This window comes from Paraflavitalea pollutisoli, from assembly GCF_029360705.1.
GTDB lineage: Bacteria > Bacteroidota > Bacteroidia > Chitinophagales > Chitinophagaceae > Paraflavitalea > Paraflavitalea pollutisoli.
Map to the genome: position 1 here is coordinate 60072 of NZ_JARKMX010000002.1, position 23458 is coordinate 83529.

Genomic DNA, 23458 nt, shown 5'->3' on the forward strand with positions numbered 1-23458 from the left:
CCCCTGACCTAAAATAGTACTTCTGTACCCCGCAGGTACCTCCTCCCTTCTTCGCGCTACTCCTTATCTTTGCCCACTATGGCAAAAAAAGTACGAGTACGATTTGCACCCAGCCCGACCGGTGGCCTGCACCTGGGCGGCGTGCGCACGGTTTTATACAACTACCTGTTTGCCCGTCAACAGGGTGGGGATTTCGTTTTACGCATTGAAGATACCGACCAAAGCCGTTTTGTGCCCGGTGCGGAAGAATACATTATCAACTGCCTTACCTGGTGCGGACTGAAGCCCGATGAAGGCCCGCATGTGGGTGGCGAATATGGTCCTTACCGCCAAAGCGAACGAAAATCGATCTACCGCCAGTATGCCGAGCACCTGGTGCAGACCGGCCATGCCTATTACGCTTTTGACCGTCCCGAAGAGCTGGAATCCATGCGTGAAAGGTTCAAGACACCTGAAAACCCCTCTCCCCAATACGATCACAAGGTGCGCCTGGAAATGCGCAACTCCTGTTCGCTGACCTTCGAGGAAACGGAAACCCTGCTCGAAGACGGCGTACCGCACGTCATTCGCATACGGATGCCAGAAAACGAAACGGTTTCTTTCACGGACATGATCCGCGGAGAGGTAAGTTTCCACACCGGCCTCGTCGATGATAAAGTATTGCTGAAGGCAGATGGTATGCCTACCTATCACCTTGCCGTGGTGGTAGACGATTACCTGATGAAGATCACCCACGCCTTCCGTGGTGAAGAGTGGCTGCCCAGCGCCCCTGTACACGTATTGCTTTGGAAATATCTGGGCTGGGAAAGCGATATGCCCCAATGGGCACACCTGCCGCTGATCCTGAAACCCGATGGCAATGGTAAACTCAGTAAGCGCGATGGTGACCGTCTCGGCTTCCCGGTGTTTGCCATGAACTGGAAGGATCCCAAAACAAATGACCTTACTACCGGTTTCCGTGAATTGGGCTTTCTGCCTGAAGCCTTCGTGAACCTGCTGGCGATGCTGGGCTGGAATGACGGTACCGCCCAGGAGCTGTTTACACTGGAAGAGCTGGTAGAGAAGTTCTCGATCGACCGTGTTCATAAAGGCGGCGCGAAGTTCGACTACGAGAAAGCCAAATGGTTCAACCATGAGTGGATCAAGAAGCTGCCCGTAGCTCATTACCGCGACCAGGTGAAGACGATCCTCGAAAGCAAAGGTATTGTCATTACCGACGAAGCTTTTCTCGACAAGGCCCTCCACATGGTGAAAGATCGTTGCACCCTGCTTACCGACTTCTACGAGCAGTCGAAGTTCCTGTTCGAAACACCGCAGCAACTGGACCTGGAGGCTGTAAAGCCAAAATGGAATGCCGATAAGAAAGCTTTCTTTGAAGCAGCCGCCAGCGCTATGATGGCTTCGGCCGACTGGAAAGGCGCCGACCAGGAAGCGGCCTTCAAGGCACTGGCTACCGAAAAGAACATTAAACCTGGCGAACTGATGATGCCTTTACGCATCATGCTCGTAGGTGGTAAATTCGGACCCGGCGTATTCGATATCGCCGAGCTCATCGGAAAAGAAGAAACAGTGAAGCGCATTCACGCCGCTTTACAACAACTGTAATACAACAAGGCCTGCCGCTATGCGGCAGGCCTTTATAACGATTTGCTGAACCTGCTGTAATACTCTAGCTATATGACTGCACAATTGAACAGGCCGGTACGCGTATTGGTCGCCAAAGTAGGATTGGATGGACATGACCGTGGCGCCAAAGTGATCGCCACCGCGCTGCGCGATGCCGGCATGGAAGTGATCTATACCGGTTTGCGCCAAACCCCCGATATGGTCGTCAACGCAGCCCTGCAGGAAGACGTGGATGCCATCGGCATCAGCATTCTATCAGGAGCCCATATGACCATCTTCCCCAAGCTGATCCAGCTGATGAAAGAAAAAGGTATGGACGATGTATTGCTCACCGGAGGTGGCATCATTCCAGAAGATGATATGCAACAACTCAATGCCCTGGGCGTTGGCCGGCTCTTTGCGCCCGGCGCTACTACCCAGGAAATCGCTGGCTATATCACCGATTGGGTGAAAGAACACAGAAGTTTTTAACGCAGGATTTCGCTCCTGCCTCCTCTTCATTACCTATCCTTTACCTGGCTTCGCCCTATCTGTCGAACCATTTCTTAAATGCGGGGGCTTTTTCCCGGCTGATATCCAGGTCTATCTTCAATGGTGCTTTGAGCGTGATCGTCAACTTCTGGTTTTCGTGGGGGCGTACGCTCTGGATGGCATCGATGTGGACAATTCCCTGGCGGTTGGCCCGGTAATATACCTGTGGGTCCAACAACTCCTCCACCTCTTCCAGGGTCGTAAAATCAAGGATATGCTTTTCGCCGGCGAATGTATAAATGTAATTAAGGTTGTCGCGGAGGAAACAGGCAATGTCTTTTGTATTGACCGGTATCCACTGGTGCCGCACGTGCACAATGAACTTCTCCTTGTACGCAGGTGCCGCCGACTGATTGGCCAGTAAGGATTGCAACATCTTTTGCATAGGCGCCGGATACCGTGCCTGACTTTCTACGATGGCCCGGCATTTGGCAATTGCCCGCTGCAGCTCTTCCTCATCGACCGGCTTCAGCAGGTAATCCACGCCATTTACTTTAAAGGCCCGGATAGCGTACTCGTCGTAGGCCGTCGTGAATACGATGGGACATTTGATATCGTACCGTTCCAGCAGCTCGAAGCTTACCCCGTCCGACAACTGAATATCCATGAACAATACATCTGGTTCGGCATTCTCCATAAACCATTTGTACGCTGTTTTCATACTGGGTAGGGTCTCCACGATGGAAATATCGGGAGCAACGTTTTTGATCCTTGCTGCCAGTTCTTTGGCAATGAGGTGTTCGTCTTCGATGATAACTGCTTTCATATGCTTACTTTTTATTGCTGCGGTTTACAGCAAGGGAATTCTAACCGTAAACCAGGTGGCGTCTTCTTCAATGATCATGGGTTTATTGCACAGGAAGCGATACAGGGACAGCATATTGGCAAGCCCTTGTTTATTGGATGTTTCTACAAAGTTCTTTTTCTGCAGGTTGTTACGCACCACGAGGTAGTCGTTCTCCACAAACATATCGATCACCAATGGCGACTCGGTATCGACCAGGTTGTGCTTGATGGCATTCTCTACCAGGTTTTGCAGGGTCACGGGCGCTATCTTCCGATCGAGAAAATCGTCGCCGATGGTATTGTTGATGCGCAACCCCTGGTCAAAGCGTGTTACCTGCAGTTCAATGTACATCTGCACGAATTTCAGTTCGTCGCGCAGCGGCACTACTTCGCTGTCGCGGTTTTTCAGGATATACCGGTAGATGCGGGACATCTTATCGAGAAAATTGCCTGCCATTTTTTGATCGATGCGTATTAAGCTGCTGAGTGAGGTCAATGAATTGAACAGGAAATGCGGATTGAGGTGTTGCTTCAGGTTTTCGTACATCACCAGTGTCTTTTCCTTTTCCAGCTGTTGGGTCTTTGTTTCTAATTGCAATATCTGCTGTTGCTGCCCCAGCTTGGCCTTGTAAAAGACGTACAACGAGGTGGCCAGCGTCAGCGCTACTGCCAACATAAACCACCAGGTTTTGTAAAAGGGTGACCTGACATGAATGGCCAGCAATACTTCCGGCGTATGCCAGTTGCCGGGCATATTCGTGGCCTTCACCTTGAATACATAATCGCCCCCGGGGATATTGGCATACCCGGCATACCGGCGTTGCCCCGCCATCACCCAATCCTTATCAAACCCTTCCAGCATATAGGCATACTCCTGCTTATCGGGCCGGTTGTAGTCGAGTGCTGCGTACTCAAACGAGATCACATTCACTCCGGGTGGTACCTCAATGGTACTTGCACCTTTCGGCAGGTACTCGCAGTATACCTCTTTATCATCGACCTTGAAGGTGGTGATCAACAAAGGCACCACCGTACTTTTCTTGGGGAACGATTGCGGATTGAAGGTGTAGTAACCACCGGCGGTCAGGATCGCCATATTACCGTCGCGCAGCAGGGATAGGCCATTGGCCAATCCAACTTTATCCAAGCCATCGGGTTTACCGTAGGTGGTAACACTGCCATTACTCTTATGGATCATGCACAGGTTGGGCGGCGAGATGGTCCAGATATTTCCTTCCGCATCTCCCTGCAGGGCAAAAGTTACTTCTTCCTGCAAGCCATTGTCGCCATTGTAGACTTTGGCCAATGCCGGCTTTTCACCCGCAGCATTGTAATGCAGCACGCCTCCATCGGTACCGGCCCAGATATCGCCATCGCGATCGGCGTACAAGGCATAAACATGGTTCTTTCGCGCGTCCTGCGAAAGGGCACCTCTGGTGTCTGGATTCACAAACTGCTTCAACGAATCATCCAGGTAACCAAATGAGCCCCGCCGGTTGCCAATCCAAACCCGGCCACGGCGGTCGATGGCAATGGTGCGAATCACGTTCGACGGCAGCGCCAACGGACTTCCCGGTCCATTGAAATAATGCTGGTACTGCTGCTTTTGCGGATCATAACAAAACAAGCCATTCCGCTCTGTAGCGATCCAGATGCGACCGCGGGGATCTTCCCGCAGGGTAATGAAATTATTGGAAGGCGTGGCTGCCGAGTAAGCGGGTGGCTGTGGCGGCATCAGCAGCATCTTCCTGACCGGATCGTACTGGTATACATAGTCGCGGGCAAGTACCCACACCACACCTTTGCTATCCTGAATGATATCATTGATGATCAATACCGCTTCATCGCCCGGCATGTGCTGAAAAGGCAACGTGATTGTTTGGCCGGTTTGCTTGTCGATGGCATGAAGCCCGTCGGCAAAGGCAGTACCCATGTATTGGTACCTGCCTGCCCGATCGTCCTGCAGCGACGTGATCGCATAGAAGGCGCCATTGTCTGTATGCTGCACCTTGACCGGTGTATACAGGAACTTCTTATCCCGCTCCCGTATGCGCGACAATCCTCCCACATGCCCTGCCCACAGATTTTGCTGGTTATCAGACAGTATATGCTCCACCAGCTTAGAGGGAATGCCGGCATCATTGTCATCGGGCCAGAAATTAAAACGCTTGGTTTGCTTATTGAATACACCCAACCCCGCATCATTACTGGCGATCCAGAGCTCCTGCTCATTACGCACCTTGATATCCATGATGATGTTGGTGGTACCGATGTTCTTATTCCTTTTGCTGAACTTGTAATTCTCCCATTGCCCTGACTGGATATTATAATAACTCAGGCCACCCGCCCAGGAGCCCAACCACAATCCCTGCCCGTCGGCCACAATGGAAGTAAACAGGTCATCCCGTAATACCGCATTACCGGGCCAGGTGGTACGCACCGGGGTCATGGAGCACGTGGCTGGTTCAAAGCGGTAAAGACCGTCGTGGGTGGCGAGCCAGTATACCCCTTTTTTCTCCTGGTGTACTCCATAGACGGAATTGTACACCGGTCGTATTTCTATCGGGTACCGGGTACTGCTGTCCGGTATGATGTTATACTGTTGGTATTTGCCGGAGCTTCTATCCAACCGGAACAGCCCTTTTTGCTGAACACCTGCCCACACCGTATTGTCCTGATCGATGTACAAAGCGCTGACGGCCGGTGTAGCGGCCTGCTGGCCTTCCGTTGCCTGGATGGGGTAATGGGTGAAGGTACCAGCGGCGGGATCATAGCAACTCAAACCGGCCCGCACCATACCCACCCATATTTTCCCATCACGGTCTTCTGCCAGTTTTGTCACGGCATTGCCGGGCAGACTGTTGGCATCGTCCTTGATCCGCCTGTATACTTTGAAGTGATAGCCGTCGTAGCGATAAAGTCCGTTTACGGTTCCAAACCAGGCATAGCCCCGTGAATCCTGTAGCATGGTCGTGACCTTGTTGCTGCGCAGGCCTTCTGTTTCGCCGAAATGCGTAACGCTGAAATTGGCTGCATCCTGTGCAGTTATCCGGCATAGGGCGCCGGTCAGTAGCAGGATCAGCAAACAGCAAGTTTTGGGGTTTAATGGCATATCGGCTTCAATTTAATCAATTCCCTGCCCCTGCATCATTTCGCGAAACAACCAATTGAGCATTTCCTGCCAGGCTTCGCTCAGGGCCGGCGTCCACCCATTACCCATGCCCTCGGCCATCGTCAGCAGCAGGCATTCGCCTACTACTGCATAGTGTTCTGGCTGCGCGCCATAACCATTGTGCCGTTGCCCGAGCTTTTGGATATCCCGGGCAATCATTTCGTGCCGTTCCAGGTTACTAATGATGTGGTGCAGCATTGTCGTAAGCCTGCGTGCCTGTTCTTTTACGTCTGATTTAAAAAGGTGCCGGATTAATGGCTCACTGGCAAATAGCCGCCTGTAAAACAACTCGCCGGCTTCCTGCGCCAGCGGTTGTATCCTCGTCCAGGAGGATTGTATGAGCCTTTGTTGCTGTACAGTCATTTTGTGGTATTCAAGGGTAAAATTGCTGACAGCGCCGGTTCCGGCCTCTTTTTTCAACATGAAGTGTAGGAAATTTCAAATGAACCGTGGCAGGGGGCCTGGCGCCGTGGCATCGCTGGGGCCTGTCAGGCGAGGATGAGGATATCCTCCGACTGATCGGGCAGCAGCCGGATCGGTACCACTTCGCCGATCACCGGCATTTTCCCTTCCGCTACCAGCGTATTGACCAGTTGGTACAACAGTCTTTCCTGCAACCGGATCATTACCCACAATTTGAGCGATATATACCCTTTCAGCAACTCCTGTCGCTCTTCGATCTCGATGATGCGCGCGTAGGCCCTTACTCCTTGTTGCAGCAACAGTCGTTGCTGTTGTAGCTGACCGATCACTCGTTTGCGTTGACGGCGACGTTGCAGGATATTCCACCAGGGTTTCACGGTTACCATGTTTTAATTGAATAATGGGAGGGCACGATCAACCGGCCGCATAGTAGTAGGTCGTTACCGCCTTTACCTGCTTTCCCTTTTTAGCGATCAGTTTTACCGGCAGGCCTTCAGCATCCGTTTCGTATTCGTACGTAAATGCGTAATTCAGCTTGCCTTTTCCGTTGGCCGAGCTGATCGTTTTGATCAAGTGTTCGCTGTTACGGCCTACCAGGTTGTTGATGTTGTGACGGAACTTCAGGTCTTCCAGGCCTGTCGTATTCGCCTTGTCGCTGTAATAACCCAGCTCCTTCGTATTGTTCAGTTCGTTGTTGTACCAGGTCAGGATGCGTACCACATCGCGCCCGTCGTATTCGTAGCTGATGGTATACGTACCTGCAGCTCCATATTCGCGCGACTCCCTAACGAGATACCCTTCTTTGTTGTACTCGAACCTGTGCAAAACGGTATCGGGCGCAAAACTACCATACGCGGCGATGGCCGTTCCCTGCAACAACTTACCTGTCGAGTCTGTCAATCCGCGGAAACTGTACACCACCCTGCCCGCTTCTTTTGCATATTCCGTCAGCAGGATGCTATCCCCCACATACCGGAATGTATTGATCTCTGTGTTGTTCTCCACCAGAGTGATGTGCCCTGCCGTGTCTTTTGTCAACTGTGTAGCCGAGGCACTATCGCCCGTAGATTGCCAACGCACCAGCCGTTTGGTAATGACCGGCTTTTTCTGTTGCACTTTTGCTTGTATACAGGCCACATACCCACACAAAGACACGATAGCCACACTGGCCATGATCTGCCATTTCATAAAACAGGTTTAATGATTAATTGATACTTGATGTTTGCGAGGCAAAGTTGCGATGATCTGCCTCGCTGTAGGAAATTTTACGGAACGACCCGTTGTATTCATTCATCGAAAGATGCAGAACCCCACCCGGAATGTTTATTCGCTATACTTTCCCTTCTGCAAAACTACGGGCATCACCGGCGCCCCGTAAGTACTAATGGGTAACTGGCCGTTTTGAATCAACAACCTGCAGAAAATATGATTGAATTGCATTCTACACGGGATTATCACCGCTTCATGCCATGTATCCGGCATTCCGCTGTAATCTTCTTGTGGACGGGCCTTTCGCACCCCAACTTTGCGGTATCAAATACAACCTTACTATGATACGCTCGAACAAATGGCCGCTTCTCCTGATCGCAGCCCTGATCTTAATCTCTTGTAAAGGACAATTGAAATTTGGCATCAAGAAAGATATTTCCAATGGTATCACCACCGCCTGGACCAATATGGAACCCAAGCAGGTAGTACGAATCATGAATGGTGAAAGGGTGTCGCACAACCAGGTGGTGCTGGGTGAAAGTTTTGCCGTGATCAACCAGGGCGTGGAAGGCCTCACCGTAAAGGATGGAAAAGTATCGGTGGGCTGCTCGCTCACGATCCTCGACAGCAGCGGCAAAAAGCTGATGGCCGAACCCGATCTTTTTGTGGGCAACGATGTGTGGGAGAAAGACAAGGCCACTGAACTGAAGTGCACCGTCAACACCGGCAAACCCATGGACTGGCAACAGGAATACCAGATCGTGGTCACCTTCTGGGATAAATACGGCAAGGGCAAATTAGAAAACCGGCTTACGGCCTATATAGAGGACATTCCTTAGATTTGAGAAAATCTTTGTCATGTACGAAACCTTGCTTGTAACCACGGAAGAAAGCATCTGTACCATCACCATCAACCGGCCCGATAAACTGAACGCCATCAACAAGACCGTGATGAGCGAACTGGGCCAGGCCATCGATGAGGTGTACAACAACCCCGCGATCAAAGCAGCGATCATCACCGGCTCGGGTGGCAAAGCCTTTGTAGCCGGCGCCGACATCAGCGAGTTTCAGGGTCTTACTAAAGAGCAGGGCACGGCATTGGCCCAGAAAGGACATGATATCTTCTTCAAAATAGAACGATCGCCCAAACCCATCGTTGCTGCCGTGAACGGCTTTGCCCTGGGTGGTGGCTGCGAACTCGCCCTCGCCTGTCATTTCATCATCGCTACCGACAATGCAAAGTTTGGCCAACCCGAAGTGAACCTGGGCCTGATACCCGGCTATGGTGGTACGCAGCGGCTGGTACAGGTGGCCGGCAAAGGACGCGCCATGGAACTGCTGATGAGTGGTCGCCTGTTTTCTGCCAAAGAAGCGTTGAGCTATGGAGTAGCCGTGGAAGTTGTCACGCCTGGCGAACTGCTGATAAGGGTAAAAGAGGTACTGCAGACGATCATTGATAAGGCACCTATTGCGATTTCCAATGTCATCACCTGCGTCAATAGTTTCGATCACACCCAAAAGGGATACGACCTCGAAGTAAAACTGTTTGGCGACTGCTTCGCCACAGAAGATATGAAGGAAGGCGCCGCTGCCTTCCTGGAGAAAAGAAAACCCGCCTTCAAAGGTCAATAACTTATTTACTGTTTGCCGGCTTTACCTCGGTCGTATCGGTTGCCAGCAGTGGCACCCGGTACCCGCCGGTATCAATGGCTACGCCCGGCAATGCCTGTTGCAGACCGTCCATATCTGCCTTACGAATAGAAGTCTGGTAGCAATATACCGACCGTAGTGCCGTCAATCCTTTCAACTGTTGCAGGCCCTGCGCCGTCACCTTCGTGCCCACAATATTGAGGTATTGTAGTTGTGTCAACTGCTTTAGTTGCGCCATACCGGCATCGGTGATCCCCGTGTGATCCAATTGCAGCCGGGGGATATTTTTACACTGTACCAGGTAGCTCATCGCCGAATCATCGATCACCGGCTGCCCCATCCGCACCCAGGTCAGTTGCTCTTTCAACGGCAGTATCAACTGCAGGTCGTGGTTGCGCAGGCCAGTGGCATTCATAAAACTGACGGTGAGGTAATTGCTGTTGCGTGATACCGGTAGTATGACGGCCCCCAGGTCGCGTATCCGTTTTAGGGCACTGTCGTTTGCCTTGCCGACCGGCTCGGCCGGGATGGCATCCGGTAGTTTGGGCGCCTCGCTTTTAGGCGCGCCCTGCAGGGCCAGCAAGGTGGATTTGATGGCCTCCGGCTGTTGCAGGTCCTTTACTTTTTTATCGAAGGAAGCGCCGGAAGCAATCCACCAGTGGATCAATGCCAGCTCCTGCTCGGTCAGCTGGGGTTTCTCTTTGGGCGGCATATGGTCTTCATGCTCTTTAGGTAAGAGTAGTCTTTTCATCAGGTCCCCTGTTTCCGCATTGCCGGGAACGATTGATACGCCCGTCTTGCCACCTTTCAGCAACAGGTCGGGCTGGTCCATGCGAAAGCCACCTTTTTGCTTGTTCTTGTTGTGACAGCTGAAACATTTTTCCTGCAGTACCGGCTGAACTACCTGTGCGTACGCTGCAGCTTCCTGTACATTGGTGATGATCACCTGCTTCGCAGTATCGTCACCGCTACCGATGGCAGAAAAGGGGCGTGTCAGGTAATCGGAGCCATGCGTGAGTGATCCGCCGACGTGCCCGGTGAGTGCCACGAGAACAACGAGGACGATCATCATCGGCCAGTGCCAGCGACCGCCCTGTTGCTTCACCCGCAGGTAGTACAAGACGATGGCCAATACGGCTACCGCAATGCCCAGCCATTGGTGCTGGTTGACCATGTCCTCATCGTAATCATCGCTGCGCGACAGGAAATAGCCCGTAATACAGGAAACGATCGCACTGATCATACCTACGAGTAAGGACAAATTGATCGCCTGCCCTACCTGCGCTTCCGGCTTACGCCGTTGCCACCATTGCAGGATAAACGCCAACAAGAGGATACCGATCGGAAGGTGTACGAATACGGGGTGAAAATGACCTACGATAGAAAACATTATGAATACCTTTTTCGGAGCAATTGCATCATGTGAACATTAATGGCCCATTGATCGGCCAGGGGCTGCCTGGTGTAGGGCAGTGTGGGCATATAATCGGGCGGACCAAACTCCGTAAGGATCGTCAGCGGCAGCCCCGCCTTCTTTTTCTTTTCCACGATGGTATCCCACCAGGCGATATGCGCTTTCACAGCACCTTCCCATTCCGGTGCGCGCGGATCGCTGACCTGCGGCCCTTCGGGATGCCCTACGCGCGCGTGGATATGATCGGTGCGGTCGAGCGCCCGGGCCACATTCTCCGGTTGGTCACCCAGCAAGCTTTCGTGCACTGTACACCAGTGTGAGATATCGAGCGTCAATCGCAGGTCTGGTATTTTATCGATGTATTGCCGGGCTACCGATGCCGCAAAAAGGATACGCGACCGGTGTGTTTCATGCATGATGATGATCCCTGTTTTCTTCGACAGCTGCGTGGTGTGGTCGATGAACAACTGGTTTTGCTCGAACGTGAAATAGTCCCGGCCTGCATGGCAGTTGATGTAGAGGGGCTTTTGCACGGTGTTGTTGGCGGCAGCGTCGATGGCCTTTTTGAACTCGGCCAGGTGATCGGTCGGATTGCTGGAAGAGCCGCCACACAGAAAACCTACTTCGAGTTGGTGCTTTTTCAAGGCGGAAAACAAATCATCCTGTCCCGCTTTGTCGCCGGGCCACCACATTTCAATACCATCATAGCCTTCTTTTTTGGCCTTGGCACAGAACTCATCCGTAGTGCCGCGGAAGCCCCAATTGGTAGCCATGATCTTGAGGGAGAAGCCGGCACGGCTGCTGAAGGCCGGCTTGTCCAAAGCCATCGAGTCTAATGAAGACAACAACATCGCCGTCGTGGCAGACGCTCCCAGTCCGAAAAATTTCCTGCGGGTTAAAGGCATCGTGGTGGTTTGATTGTTTTAAAGTATGTGTATCGCGTTGCTGGCCGTCTTTTCGAAGCGGCTATTCCCCGGAAGCTCCTTATGCGATGATCTCTTCGATCACGCGGCCATGTACATCCGTTAACCGGAATGGTCTGCCCTGGAACTGGTAGGTGAATTGCTCGTGATCGAAACCGAGTTGGTTCAGTATCGTAGCCTGTATATCGAATGCGGTTGTTTTACCGCTGATGGCGCTGTAACCGATCTCGTCCGTTTCACCATAACTGGTACCCCGTTTGATGCCACCACCGGCCATCCAGATGGTAAAGGCCTCCACATGGTGATCGCGGCCCTTGAAGGGATTCTGTTTGCCCTCCCGGTTTTCCATCATCGGCGTACGGCCAAATTCGCCGCCCCACACCACCAGCGTATCTTCGAGCAGGCCACGCTGTTTGAGGTCCAGCAGCAGCGCCGTGGTAGCCTTATCTACCTGCCGGCATTTATTGATGAAGCCTACATCGATGGCCAGGTTCGAATCGGTGCCATGGCTATCCCATCCCCAGTCGAACAGCTGCACGAACCGTACGCCTTTTTCGACCAGCTTGCGGGCCAGCAATACATTGTTGGCATAACAGCTTTTGCCCGGCTGGGTGCCATACATATCATGAATATACTGCGGTTCGTCATTGATGTTCATGACATCCGGCACCGATATCTGCATCTTATAAGCCATCTCGTATTGGGAGATGCGTGACAATATCTCAGGATCCTGGTACTCGGCATATTGCTGGCGGTTGACTTCATTGATCGCATCGATCGAAGCCTTGCGCAGGTCGCGGTCCATACCGGCGGGATCCTGAATGAACAACACCGGGTCGCCTTCGCTGCGGCATTGTACCCCCTGGTACACGCTCGGCAAAAAGCCGCTGCCCCAAACGCTTTTACCCGCATCGGGAAATTTACCCCCCGATGTCAGCACCACAAAGCCGGGCAGGTTCTGGTTTTCTGTACCCAAACCATAAGTAGCCCAGGAGCCGATACTGGGCCTGCCCAATCGCGCCGACCCGGTATGCATCAGCAATTGTGCCGGACCGTGGTTAAACTGATCGGTGGTCACCGCTTTAAGGAAACTCACTTCGTCGGCTACCGATGCCAGGTGTGGCATATGGTCCGATACCCAGGCGCCACTTTGGCCACGTTGTTTGAAGGCAGCCTGCGGACCCAGCATTTTGGGTACACCGCGTATAAAGGCAAACCGTTTCCCTTCCAGCAATGACTGCGGACAGTCTTGCCCATCGAGTTTCATCAAAGCGGGCTTATAGTCAAACAACTCCAACTGAGAGGGAGCACCCGCCATGTGCAGGTAGATGACCGATTTGGCTTTGCCGGGAAACAGGGGCAGTTTAGGCGCCAGGGGATGCGCCGCATCGAACGGCGTTTGTGCCAACTCTTCTTTTCCGCCGCCACAACCACCCAGCAGGGCACCCATGGCAAGCGCGCCCAACCCCATCGCACTTTCTTTGAGAAAGTGCCGGCGGGTTAAATGGTGCAGGGCACGGGCATTCGCTTCGTTGACCAGCCGCTGGTTATGCAATTCTTTTTGGGTCATATCAAATCGGTTGGTACTAGTTTTTAGTGATCAGTTCATCGAGGTTCAGCAAGGCGTTGGCGGTTACTACCAATGCTGCCGTCTCGGGGTTGTTGTGCTCATCCATCACGCCAATCATCTCGCAGGTCTTCACGCTATCCTGCTGATAAGTCCGCAATGCCTGCTGGTATAATTTGGTGAGCACATCGAGCCTGCTGGCAGAGATTGGTTTGTACAGCGCCAGTTCGTATCCTTTGCTGATCTGTTGCCGCACATCTTTACCCGCCAGTTTTTGCATGCGGTAGGCCAGTTGCCGCGCCATCTCGAGGTAGGCCTCGTCATTGAGCGTTACCAGCGCTTGCAAAGGTGTATTGGTACGGATACGCCGGGAGGTACAGACTTCCCGCAGTGCGCCATCGAAAGTGATCATGGATGGATAGGGGGCCGTACGTTTCCAATACGTGTATACCGCACGCCGGTGCGCTTCTGGCCCCAAGGCATTCTTCCATTCCGCGCCATTCCAGGGCGATAGCCAGATACCGTCGGGCTGGTAAGGATATACAGCCGGGCCATACATACCAGGGCTGATCAGCCCACTGATACATAGAGCCTGGTCACGCACCTGCTCCGCCGACAGGCGAACCCGCGGGCCTCTTGCATACAGTTTATTGTAAGGATCTTTTTCCAGTAGTTCTTTACTCACCTTCGAGTCCTGGCGATAGGTGGCTGACAACACCATCTTGCGCATCAGTTTCTTGAGGCTCCAGCCATCGGTATTCATCAGCTGCCAGGCCAGGTGGTCCATCAGGGCGCGGTGCGTAGGCGGAATGCCTTGTGTGCCGAGGTCTTCGAGCGTTTCTGCCAGTCCGGCACCAAAGAACTGTTCCCATACCCGGTTGACCATCGTACGCGCCGTGAGGGGGTTATCCTTTTGCGTTAGCCACATGGCCAGCCCCAGTCGGTTACGCGGCGCCTGTGCCGGTAACGGGTTCAGCGAATGCGGCACATCGGGTTGCACCGTTTTGCCTTTTACCAGCCAGTTACCTCTTTCAAACACCTGTGTGGGCCGGTGCATATCGGCAGGGTTGTCCATCATGATCGGCGTGGTCGGCACACCTTTGTTCAGCAATCCCCACCAGCGTGCTTCCTGCGCAGCATAACCCGGTTGTGCGGCTCCCGGGAAAGGAGCGGTGAAATGAAACCAGTCGAACATCATCCCGTTTTGCTCGGGCGTCGTCAGGCTGGCACTGCTATATACAAGGTAAATATCATGTACTCCGGGTGTAGGCGGCAAGGAAAAACGATGGATCTGCCAGCCCTTGGTAGCCGCTGGCCGCAGCGCACTTAACAACGTGCCTTTGGCACTATCCAGGCGCAGTTGCAACACACCATCTTTCAGCCCCGTGGAGTAACGCAACAGTAATTGTGTTTTGTCTTGCAGGTTGACCTGCTTCAGTGCTGCCACTCCCTGGTTGCGCAATACAAGCCATTTGGTATCGGAGAGGGCGGCATTGGCAATCACGTCGGCCGTCAGGGAATGAATAGAAGGTTCCCAGGTCTTGATGAATTGCTCCCAGCGATCAGCCTCTACGGAGGTGCCATACTTACGGGCCCAGGCAACGGTGGTAGCCAGTTCGGTCTTCATCGAATCGGTCAGGTGGCGCAACAGTGGGTAGTCTTCATAGGTATCATCATCACGGGTATCATTGAAGAAAGCGACAAACTTGTAGTACTCATCGTGGGTAAAGGGATCGTAGGGATGGCTATGACATTGTACACAGGCAAAGGTGGTTCCCATGATCCCTTCCCAGGTCGTATTCACACGATCCAGTACGGCTGATGTGCGGAACTCTTCATTGTCTGTACCGCCTTCATCATTGGTCATCGTATTGCGGTGAAAGGCGGTGGCAATGTACTGGGCATCGGAAGGATTGGGTAGCAGGTCGCCCGCTATTTGCTCGGTCAGGAAAACATCATAGGGCTTGTCGGCATTGAAGGCATCGATCAGCCAATCGCGGTAGCGCCAGATGGAACGATGACTGTCGCGCTCATACCCCTTGGTATCGGAATACCGCGCCAGGTCGAGCCAAACGGAGGCCCATTTTTCGCCAAAGTGTGGCGAGGCCAGTAAAGAGTCTACCAATGTCTCGTATCCTTTATCATCATGATTCGTCAGGTATTGCTGCGCCCAGTTGTCGGGGGCCGGCATACCGATGAGGTCAAGACTTACCCGGCGCAACAAAGTAGCGGGGTCAGCTTCCACAGCAGGTTTCAATCCTGCCTCCTGCTGTTGCTGGTAAATGAACCGGTCGATGTCGTTGCGAATGTTTCCCTCCACGTTGGGCAGGGCTACCTGCTTCACTGGCACATAGGCCCAGTGATCGCCCCAGACAGCACCTTGCTTTACCCAGTTACGTAAGGTCTTGATCTCTGCTTCGCTTAATGGTTCTTCATGGTAAGGCATTCTTTCTTCTTCATCATGCAGGGTGAGGCGGCGGATCATTTCACTGTGGTCGGGATCGCCCGGAATGATGGCTGGTTTACCGGATTCGGTATTGGCCAGTGCTTCGGAGCGGAAGAGCAGGCTGAACCCTCCCTGGCGCTTGACGCCGCCATGGCAGGAAATGCATTTCTTATTGATAATAGGTTTTACTTCGGTGTTGAAGTCTACAGCCGGGCTGCGGGTACTGAACGTAAATACCAGTACAGCCACCAGCAATACGCCAATGACCAGGAAGGTCTTCTTTACAGCAGGAGCAATCATATATGGAACCGTTTGGCTGACAACTAAAGTTAGCAATAAAAAGGTCCCCTCCATCCTGCCCCTTGTGGGAATGCGCAATCGTTTGCCTATTTTTTAATATATTACCGGTTTATTTTCGTTTATATGGAGAAAAAGCTTCCTACCATTAAAGAGATCGCGCAGCGCCTGAATATTTCCATTTCTACGGTATCACGTGCCCTGCACGACCACCCCAGCATTGGTCTGCGCACCCGGATGGCAGTGAAGAAAATGGCAGCTGAGCTGAACTATGAACCCAACCAAACAGCTATCTTTTTCAAGCAGCGCAAAACCTTTACCATCGGCATCATACTGCCCAATCTCCGGGAAGAGTTTTTTTCCTCTGCGATCAACGGCATCGAAACGATTGCCCAGCAGAATAACTACATCGTACTGATCGGTCAGTCGCACGACGACATCGAGAATGAGAAGCGTATCCTGGAAACCATGAAGAAGCACCGGGTGGATGGTATCCTCGCTTCTATCTCCAAGAACACCACCCAGTTTGACCATTTCGAGCAAATGAAGAGCTATGATATCCCGGTGGTATTTTTCGACCGGGTACCCGACGTACCGGATGTGCATTCCGTAAGTTGCAATCTCTACCACAGCTCTATCGAAGCGGTGGAGTTCCTCATCAACAAAGGCCACAAGACGATCGGCTATATGCAGGGGCCCTCTACCCTGGGCATCAAGAACGAGCGGCTGGCAGGTTATTACGAGGCCTTGAAAAAGCACAAGATACCAGTCGACGAGTCGCTCATCGTGAGCACCGACCTGTCTACCAAAAGTACGGAGGAGGCCCTCGACAGCCTGCTGGGTAAGAAGAAGAAACCCACTGCGGTACTGGTATTCAACGACTATGTAGCCCTCGACGCCATCCACTATGCGCGGCAAAAGAAATTAAAGATCGATAAGGATATTAGTTTTGTCAGTTATGCGAACGTATCGGTGACCCGGTACCTCGATTACCCACCCATCGCCTCTGTGGAGCAGTTTCCCTACGACCAGGGCGCCCGCGCTGCCGAACTGCTATTCAAACTGTTGGATACCAAGACGAATCGCCAGGACATCCCTTATGAGAATGTGGTATTAAAAAGCGAATTAATCGTGCACTAAAGCGTATTCCGACTACCTTTGCCCTCAAATTTTTTTTGTTATGGATTATCGTATTGAGAAAGATACCATGGGCGAGGTGCATGTACCAGCCGATGCCATTTACGGCGCACAGACCCAACGCAGCATAGAAAATTTCCAGATTGCGCAGGATATCAATAAAATGCCCAAAGAGATCATCCGTGCCTTTGCCTATTTGAAAAAAGCAGCCGCCCTCACCAACTTCGATGCAGGTGTGTTACCCAAGGAAAAGTGTGATCTGATCGGTCAGGTGTGTGATGAGATCCTCGAAGGAAAACTGGACCATGCTTTCCCGCTGGTCGTATGGCAAACCGGTTCGGGCACACAGTCCAACATGAACGTGAACGAGGTAGTAGCCTACCGTGGTCACGTGATTCAAGGCGGTAAGCTCACCGACAAGGAGAAATTTCTGCACCCCAACGACGACGTCAATAAATCACAGTCTTCCAACGATACTTTCCCCACGGCCATGCACATCGCAGCGTACAAGATGCTGCTCGATGTAACCATCCCCGGCATCGAAAAGCTCCGTGACACCCTCCAGGCCAAGAGCCAGGAGTACATGCACGTGGTGAAGATCGGCCGCACCCACTTTATGGACGCTACTCCCCTCACCGTAGGACAGGAGTTCAGTGGTTATGTATCTCAACTGAACCATGGTCTGAAGGCGATCAAGAATACATTGGCTCACCTGAGCGAACTGGCCCTGGGTGGTACAGCGGTAGGTACCGGCATCAATACACCACCCGACTATGCGGTGAATGTAGCCAAGCATATCGCTAACCTGACTGGTCTGCCTTTCATTACGGCAGAGAACAAGTTTGAAGCCCTGGCTGCCCACGATGCGATCGTAGAAGCCCATGGTGCCTTAAAAACAGTGGCCGTAAGCCTGATGAAGATTGCCAACGATATTCGTATGCTAAGTTCCGGCCCCCGCAGCGGTATCGGGGAGATCTTTATTCCCGACAACGAGCCCGGCTCTTCCATCATGCCTGGTAAGGTAAACCCTACCCAGTGCGAGGCGCTCACCATGATAGCTGCCCAGGTACTGGGTAACGATGTGGCGATCAATATCGGTGGTGCTACCGGTCACTTTGAACTGAACGTGTTCAAGCCCGTGATGATCTACAACTTCCTGCACAGCGCCCGCCTGATCGGCGATGGCTGCGTAAGCTTCAACAACAAGTGCGCAGTAGGTTTGGCCCCCATCGAAGAGAACATCAAAAAACACGTAGATAATTCTCTGATGCTGGTAACCGCCCTGAACACCAAGATCGGTTATTACAAAGCAGCAGAGATTGCCCAGACAGCCCACAAAGAAGGAACGACGCTGAAGGAAATGGCGGTGAAGCTGGGTTATGTGACTCCCGAACAATTTGACGAATGGGTGATTCCTGCCAACATGGTAGGAAAGATCTAAACCCGTTGTATAATCATACTGCAAATGCCGCTTCGACGTGAAGCGGCATTTTTCATTTACGGCCCCTGCGGCAAAAGCAAGGGGCGGCGGAAACCAATGTTCCCGCCGCCCCTCTTTATAAACAGTTACCAGAGAATATTTCTTTACAATTTAACAGCTACATTGGCCATCACGCAGCGCCCCATTTGGGCGGTCACTACACCCTGACCCACGAAATAGCGTTCATCGGTGATGTTATCTACCTTCAAGCCGAGGCGGTAGCGACGTGTTTCATAAAACACGGAAGCATTCACCAGTGTATAGGCCGGGAAGGTAAATACCCCTGTAATGGCCGAGTTACCAGTCATGTGGTCGCCTGTGTAGGTTCCACCGGCACCAATGCCCCAGCCTTTCAGCTTACCCTTGATGAACGTGTAGCTTGTCCACAGGTTGGCCAGGTCGGCAGGACCTGCAGCTGGCGGACGGCGATCCTGCAAAGCAGCCGTCGTTTTGGTAAACTTGCTGTCATTGTGCGCATAGCCAGCATTGATATTCCATCCGTCGACAGGATTGGCATTGACCTCGATCTCGAAACCACGGCTGGTTTGTGTGCCGTCCTGCACGGTGATGTTGTAATCGGTACCGTTGAGCTTGTACACATCGGGGCGGGTAACATTCTCCACCTTGATGTCGTACACACTGGCTGTCACGTTCAAGGCATTGTTGAACAACTCCAGTTTTACACCCGCCTCTTTCTGGTTGGCCTTTTGTGGCTTGAAGGTGCCAGACACTTCCGGTATCGGCTGCGTTACCGGTGCTACGTTGGCGAAGCCATTCATGTAGTTGGCAAACAGCGACACCTGTTTCTTCAGCACTTCGTACACCAATCCGAACTTGGGCGATACAGCGGTTTGTGCATAGTTGCTGTTGGCGACCAGGGCATTGGTGGCGTGGTTGATCGTACCCTTGCTGTCGAAACGGTCTACCCGCAAACTGAGCATGGCCATTAAATTATTGGTGATATTGACCACATCCGACGCATACGCGCTATAGATATAGGTGGAAGTATGGTTGCGGGTAGGTGCCAGGGTACTGGCGGCCAGCTTTTGATCGACCTGGTACTTCGAGATCTTCACGTAGTTGGGATCATTGTTGAGCGTACCGTTCACAAAGTCGACTACGATATAGGGCGAGTTGTCATTGTTGATCTTATAGCGCACATAGTCCAGGCCTACTACCAGGCGGTTCCTGATGCCCAACACCCTGAAGTCGCCGGTAAAGTTCTGCTGAATATCTATCGCCGTATTGATGGTGTTTTGCAGCGACACGTTGCGCTCCAGCGAATCATCGGTGGCCTTGCGGATGAACTGGTATTGATAGTATCCTTCCGATTTACGGGTATTGCTCGACACGATGGTTTGTGCCGTCCAATTGGGTGCAAACTGGTAAGTAGCTACCGCCCGAACATTGACGGTGGGCGTTTTCATCGTCAGGTCGTTGCTGGTATAAGAACGCTTCCAGTCGAACTTCAATTCTTCCGGCTCATGCGCAACATACTGGCGGGTACGGTTCAGGAACAGGGAGGCGGGGCTGGTTGCTTCTGCATTGTAGAAGTCGGCATTCAGGTTGATGCGGAGCTTTTCCGTTGCCCGCAGCTCGAGCGAAGGAGCCAGGAAGATCGTTTTGCGGAATCCGGCATCCTGCCAACTCAACTGATGGTGGTAGGCGGCATTCAAACGAAACAATACTGTTTTCTCTTTATTGAGCGGTCCGTAGATATCGGCATTGACCCGGTTGAGGTTGAAGCTGCCGGTGGTATACGACACTTCACCACCCAGCGTGTCCAGCGGTTTCTTGGTAACGATGTTGATCAATCCTCCAAAGGAAGTAACCGCACCGCCGTACAAAGTACCGGAAGGGCCTTTCATGACTTCGATACGTTCGATGGAAGCGGGATCATAATCGCCGTTGGTTTGGCCAGGTACGCCATCTACAAAGGCAGCTTCCGTGCGGAATCCACGCAGCGAATAGGAAGAGGCACCATCTGAATTGATGGCACGGCTGCCCTGAATCTTATAGAGACCGGGCGCGTTGCGCAAGGCACTACCGAAATCGATCACCATCTGCTCGCGCAACAGGTTCTTTGGAATGGAAGAATATACCTGGGGATTTTCCAGGCGACGGAGCGGCATCTTGGCGATGGACTGGCTTTCTTTGGTATAGAACTTATTCTTTCTGCCGGAGATCACGATCTCTTCGAGGAAGGCGTGGTTTTCCGTCAGGTTGAAATCGAGGGTGACGGTTTCGCCAGCCGTAATGGATACCGCCTTTTCAACCGGCTTCAATTCTACGGAAGATGCCCGGACCGTGTAGTCGCCAGGCGCGATATTAGCCAGCTTATACTGACCATAAGAAGTGGTCACCGTCGCATGTTTGGTATTGATCAATATTACTGTCACACCTTCGGCGGGCTGGCCATCGGAAGACAATACTTTACCCACCAGGATACCGCCATCCTGTGCATAGGATACAGCGTGGATCAGGGTTAGTAAACAAAAGAACAGTAATGAGCCTAACTTGTTTTTCATCGTCGTTTATTTATACGTATCGGGGTGAACTATTTTGGTGGCAATCGAGGATACCGCTGGCGAAACCCTTGTTGCAGCTGGCCTTTTTCGCAAAAGATCCCAATCCGCCCAGGCTATCCAGCCGGCAGATCGGGTAATAGTTTAGATCTTTTACAGGAACCTGGTCGGGAAATGAACCGGCTGGAGGAATGGCAAATCACCTGGCCGGATGTAAAATCGGCTGCAAAGGAATGAATTGTAGGAGACTCGTAGTTACGGTTTCAGGAAATCGGCTTACGATATAGGAAACTGTTGGGTAGCTATGACAAATAGATACAGCAGCCTCAGGGATGGCAATCACCTGGGACTGAAGGGGAAAACCTTGTCGGTACAAACCTATTGTAATATCATCTTATCCGTCCTGATCTCCACACCATAGCCATTGTACAATTTCAATACATATACGCCACGCCGGAAGGCGCCTACGACCAGCGAGAAACTGCTTCGGGTGGAAAGGCCTTCCAGCACAGGTATGCCCGCCATATTGATCAGGCGATAACGTACCGGTCGGGCTACTGCAGGTTCTGCTTCCACCTGGATGGTCGTAGTTGCCGGATTAGGATACACACTAGTGGTATAGGTTACTTGTTGCGGGCCAGGTTGCTCTCTTATTGGCAGCAGCGAACCTCCGTATTCAAACACCAGGATCGCCCCCTTGTTGGCCAGGTTCGACTGATCGGAGCCGCTGGGCCCCGACGTAGAACCAATACTGTCGGTAATGATGAAGATCTTCCCATCGGGGCTCATGGCAATATCCCGGTAGCGGTTTACCGATTTGAAATAACCGATGGAATCACCAATGATCGCATCCCGCGTAGCATTCAGTCGGTATCGATACAAAGTACCCCGGCGCAACGTCGTCACCAGCAGCGACGGATACCAGTTGGGAATACCCCGGCCCATGTTGAGGTTGTAATATTCGATCGAAGAAGGCGCAATGGTCGGGTACTTCAGCCAGCCGTTGGCAATCTCGCATTTGCTGGTGGGCAACGGCGTACATTCCGTGTAGGCTTTCACCAGTGGCTTCTTAAAATTGGCTTTCACACTAGCCGGTGCACTTTTTTCCTGCATCACCGTGGCGCCATTGGGTATATAAAACGGGCTTTCCACAAAGCCCTGGTTGCAATTGGAGGCGGTTGACCAGTTGACGTATTGGTAATTCACCTCATCCGAGTCACCGGCAATATAGGGCCAGCCATAGTTGCGCCCACTCTCGATCACATTGAGCTCATCGTCTGTATTGGGACCATGTTCGGAGCTGAATAACTTGCCGCCTGTGGTCAATGTAAATGGCGACAACCCAGACGAAGCATCTTTCTCCCACACCAGTCCCTGCGGATTGCGGTGACCGATGGTGTAGATATGACTGCGTACCCCATTCCACAGCGGGTTATCGGCAGGGATGCTGCCATCGAAATTCAACCGCAGGATCTTTCCCGAATAGTTGGTATACACCTGACCGTTGATATTGGCTTGGGTAGGCAACTGCTGGGAGCGGATCTCATTACACCGGTTGTTGAATTGGTTGTTGCCCAGGTCGCCACAAGAATAATACAGTTTACGATCTGCTCCCACAATGAGACGGCCTGTACTATGATCACCACCTGCAGGAATACCCTGTATCAATACCGTTGGATTGGTCAATGTGGGATTAGCCCCTGCGTTGTACTTATACCGCACGATGCGGATCGCACTGGAGGAATAACTATACGCCACGAATATGGAATCCTCATTGGTATTTTGTCCGAATCCCGGGTGCAGGGCGAGGCCCAGCATCCCATTCTGCCCAATACTGGTGGCAGCATAGGGGGCAAAATTATTCCTGTTCGCATTAAACACGACCTGGCTTTGAATATCGAGTAAGATCTGCCGTACGCCGGTACCGGTATCGACCCGCAGCACGCGGCCAATCTTTTCGGTTATGAAAAGGTGGTTATCAGGACCGTACACCACATCGAACGGGTGCGCCAGCCGATAACCACCAGCGCCTGGTTTTTCATTCAAAACAGTGCGTGTAAAGGGTTCATTTTGAGCAAGGGAAGAAAAAGAAAGTAATACGAGGACACTCAAAAACAGGGGTTGGTTTTTCATAGTCCGGATAGGTTAAAGGATAACGGTCGATTGATTATTTGGTAGTACTAAGTTGACAAATTCCGGTAAAACTAACAATAGCTGAAACCCGCGCTGGGCTTAGTATATATACGATTGTACAATTGACAGGTTCGAACTA

At 52.2% G+C, this 23458-nt stretch carries 17 protein-coding genes; 6 read left to right on the plus strand and 11 right to left on the minus strand.

Annotation, left to right across the window (positions count from 1 at the left end; all coding sequences use genetic code 11):
- Positions 1 to 78: 78 nt before the first annotated feature.
- Positions 79 to 1605, plus strand: a complete 1527-nt coding sequence (gene gltX / locus P2W70_RS05000; protein ID WP_276480338.1) for a glutamate--tRNA ligase — start codon at positions 79 to 81, stop codon at positions 1603 to 1605.
- Between the two features lie 72 nt (positions 1606 to 1677).
- Positions 1678 to 2097, plus strand: coding sequence for a cobalamin B12-binding domain-containing protein (locus tag P2W70_RS05005; protein ID WP_276480339.1), 420 nt, complete (start codon positions 1678 to 1680; stop codon positions 2095 to 2097).
- Between the two features lie 55 nt (positions 2098 to 2152).
- Here P2W70_RS05005 and P2W70_RS05010 read toward each other — a convergent pair whose 3' ends face one another.
- The 5 genes from P2W70_RS05010 to P2W70_RS05030 all read right to left on the minus strand — a co-directional run bounded on the left by P2W70_RS05010 (position 2153) and on the right by P2W70_RS05030 (position 7726).
- Positions 2153 to 2923, minus strand: a complete 771-nt coding sequence (locus tag P2W70_RS05010) for a LytR/AlgR family response regulator transcription factor (protein ID WP_276480340.1) — start codon at positions 2921 to 2923, stop codon at positions 2153 to 2155.
- Positions 2924 to 2947: 24 nt separating this feature from the next.
- A complete protein-coding gene (locus P2W70_RS05015) occupies positions 2948 to 6028 on the minus strand; it encodes a sensor histidine kinase (RefSeq protein WP_276480341.1) in 3081 nt (1026 codons plus the stop codon).
- A gap of 39 nt (positions 6029 to 6067) precedes the next feature.
- On the minus strand, positions 6068 to 6538 hold the full coding sequence (locus P2W70_RS05020) for a globin domain-containing protein (RefSeq protein WP_276480342.1): 471 nt from the start codon (positions 6536 to 6538) through the stop codon (positions 6068 to 6070).
- 65 nt (positions 6539 to 6603) lie between these two features.
- Positions 6604 to 6924, minus strand: coding sequence for a hypothetical protein (locus tag P2W70_RS05025; RefSeq protein ID WP_276480343.1), 321 nt, complete (start codon positions 6922 to 6924; stop codon positions 6604 to 6606).
- Positions 6925 to 6952: 28 nt separating this feature from the next.
- The gene (locus tag P2W70_RS05030; RefSeq protein ID WP_276480344.1) at positions 6953 to 7726 is read right to left on the minus strand and encodes a hypothetical protein; all 774 of its coding nucleotides are present in this window, start codon (positions 7724 to 7726) and stop codon (positions 6953 to 6955) included.
- A 362-nt stretch (positions 7727 to 8088) separates the two neighbouring features.
- On the opposite strand from P2W70_RS05030, the gene P2W70_RS05035 reads away from it, so the two are divergent.
- Both P2W70_RS05035 and P2W70_RS05040 read left to right on the plus strand, forming a co-directional pair.
- Positions 8089 to 8586 (plus strand): hypothetical protein, encoded by a 498-nt coding sequence (locus P2W70_RS05035; protein ID WP_276480345.1) that lies wholly within the window; start codon positions 8089 to 8091, stop codon positions 8584 to 8586.
- A gap of 19 nt (positions 8587 to 8605) precedes the next feature.
- Positions 8606 to 9379, plus strand: coding sequence for an enoyl-CoA hydratase/isomerase family protein (locus P2W70_RS05040; protein ID WP_276480346.1), 774 nt, complete (start codon positions 8606 to 8608; stop codon positions 9377 to 9379).
- A gap of 1 nt (position 9380) precedes the next feature.
- On the opposite strand, the gene P2W70_RS05045 is transcribed toward P2W70_RS05040, so the two are convergent.
- The 4 genes from P2W70_RS05045 to P2W70_RS05060 form a co-directional block, all read right to left on the minus strand.
- Complete coding sequence (locus tag P2W70_RS05045) at positions 9381 to 10787, minus strand: c-type cytochrome domain-containing protein (protein WP_276480347.1); 1407 nt, start codon at positions 10785 to 10787, stop codon at positions 9381 to 9383.
- Complete coding sequence (locus P2W70_RS05050; RefSeq protein WP_276480348.1) at positions 10787 to 11716, minus strand: sugar phosphate isomerase/epimerase family protein; 930 nt, start codon at positions 11714 to 11716, stop codon at positions 10787 to 10789. Before P2W70_RS05050 ends, P2W70_RS05045 begins: the two co-directional genes overlap by 1 nt.
- Positions 11717 to 11795: 79 nt before the next feature.
- Positions 11796 to 13304, minus strand: a complete 1509-nt coding sequence (locus tag P2W70_RS05055) for a DUF1501 domain-containing protein (RefSeq protein ID WP_276480349.1) — start codon at positions 13302 to 13304, stop codon at positions 11796 to 11798.
- A 16-nt stretch (positions 13305 to 13320) separates the two neighbouring features.
- Positions 13321 to 16047: a DUF1553 domain-containing protein gene (locus P2W70_RS05060; RefSeq protein ID WP_276480350.1), complete on the minus strand. Its 2727-nt coding sequence runs from the start codon at positions 16045 to 16047 to the stop codon at positions 13321 to 13323.
- 123 nt (positions 16048 to 16170) lie between these two features.
- Here P2W70_RS05060 and P2W70_RS05065 point away from each other — a divergent pair, with 123 nt between their 5' ends.
- Together P2W70_RS05065 and fumC are read left to right on the plus strand one after the other, a co-directional pair.
- Entirely contained in the window at positions 16171 to 17184 is a 1014-nt protein-coding gene (locus P2W70_RS05065; RefSeq protein WP_276480351.1) for a LacI family DNA-binding transcriptional regulator, read from the plus strand.
- A gap of 40 nt (positions 17185 to 17224) precedes the next feature.
- Positions 17225 to 18622, plus strand: coding sequence for a class II fumarate hydratase (gene fumC, locus P2W70_RS05070; protein WP_276480352.1), 1398 nt, complete (start codon positions 17225 to 17227; stop codon positions 18620 to 18622).
- 143 nt (positions 18623 to 18765) lie between these two features.
- Here fumC and P2W70_RS05075 read toward each other — a convergent pair whose 3' ends face one another.
- Together P2W70_RS05075 and P2W70_RS05080 are read right to left on the minus strand one after the other, a co-directional pair.
- Positions 18766 to 21189: a TonB-dependent receptor gene (locus P2W70_RS05075; RefSeq protein ID WP_276480353.1), complete on the minus strand. Its 2424-nt coding sequence runs from the start codon at positions 21187 to 21189 to the stop codon at positions 18766 to 18768.
- Between the two features lie 375 nt (positions 21190 to 21564).
- Complete coding sequence (locus tag P2W70_RS05080; RefSeq protein WP_276480354.1) at positions 21565 to 23319, minus strand: PQQ-dependent sugar dehydrogenase; 1755 nt, start codon at positions 23317 to 23319, stop codon at positions 21565 to 21567.
- Between the last annotated feature and the right edge of the window lie 139 nt (positions 23320 to 23458).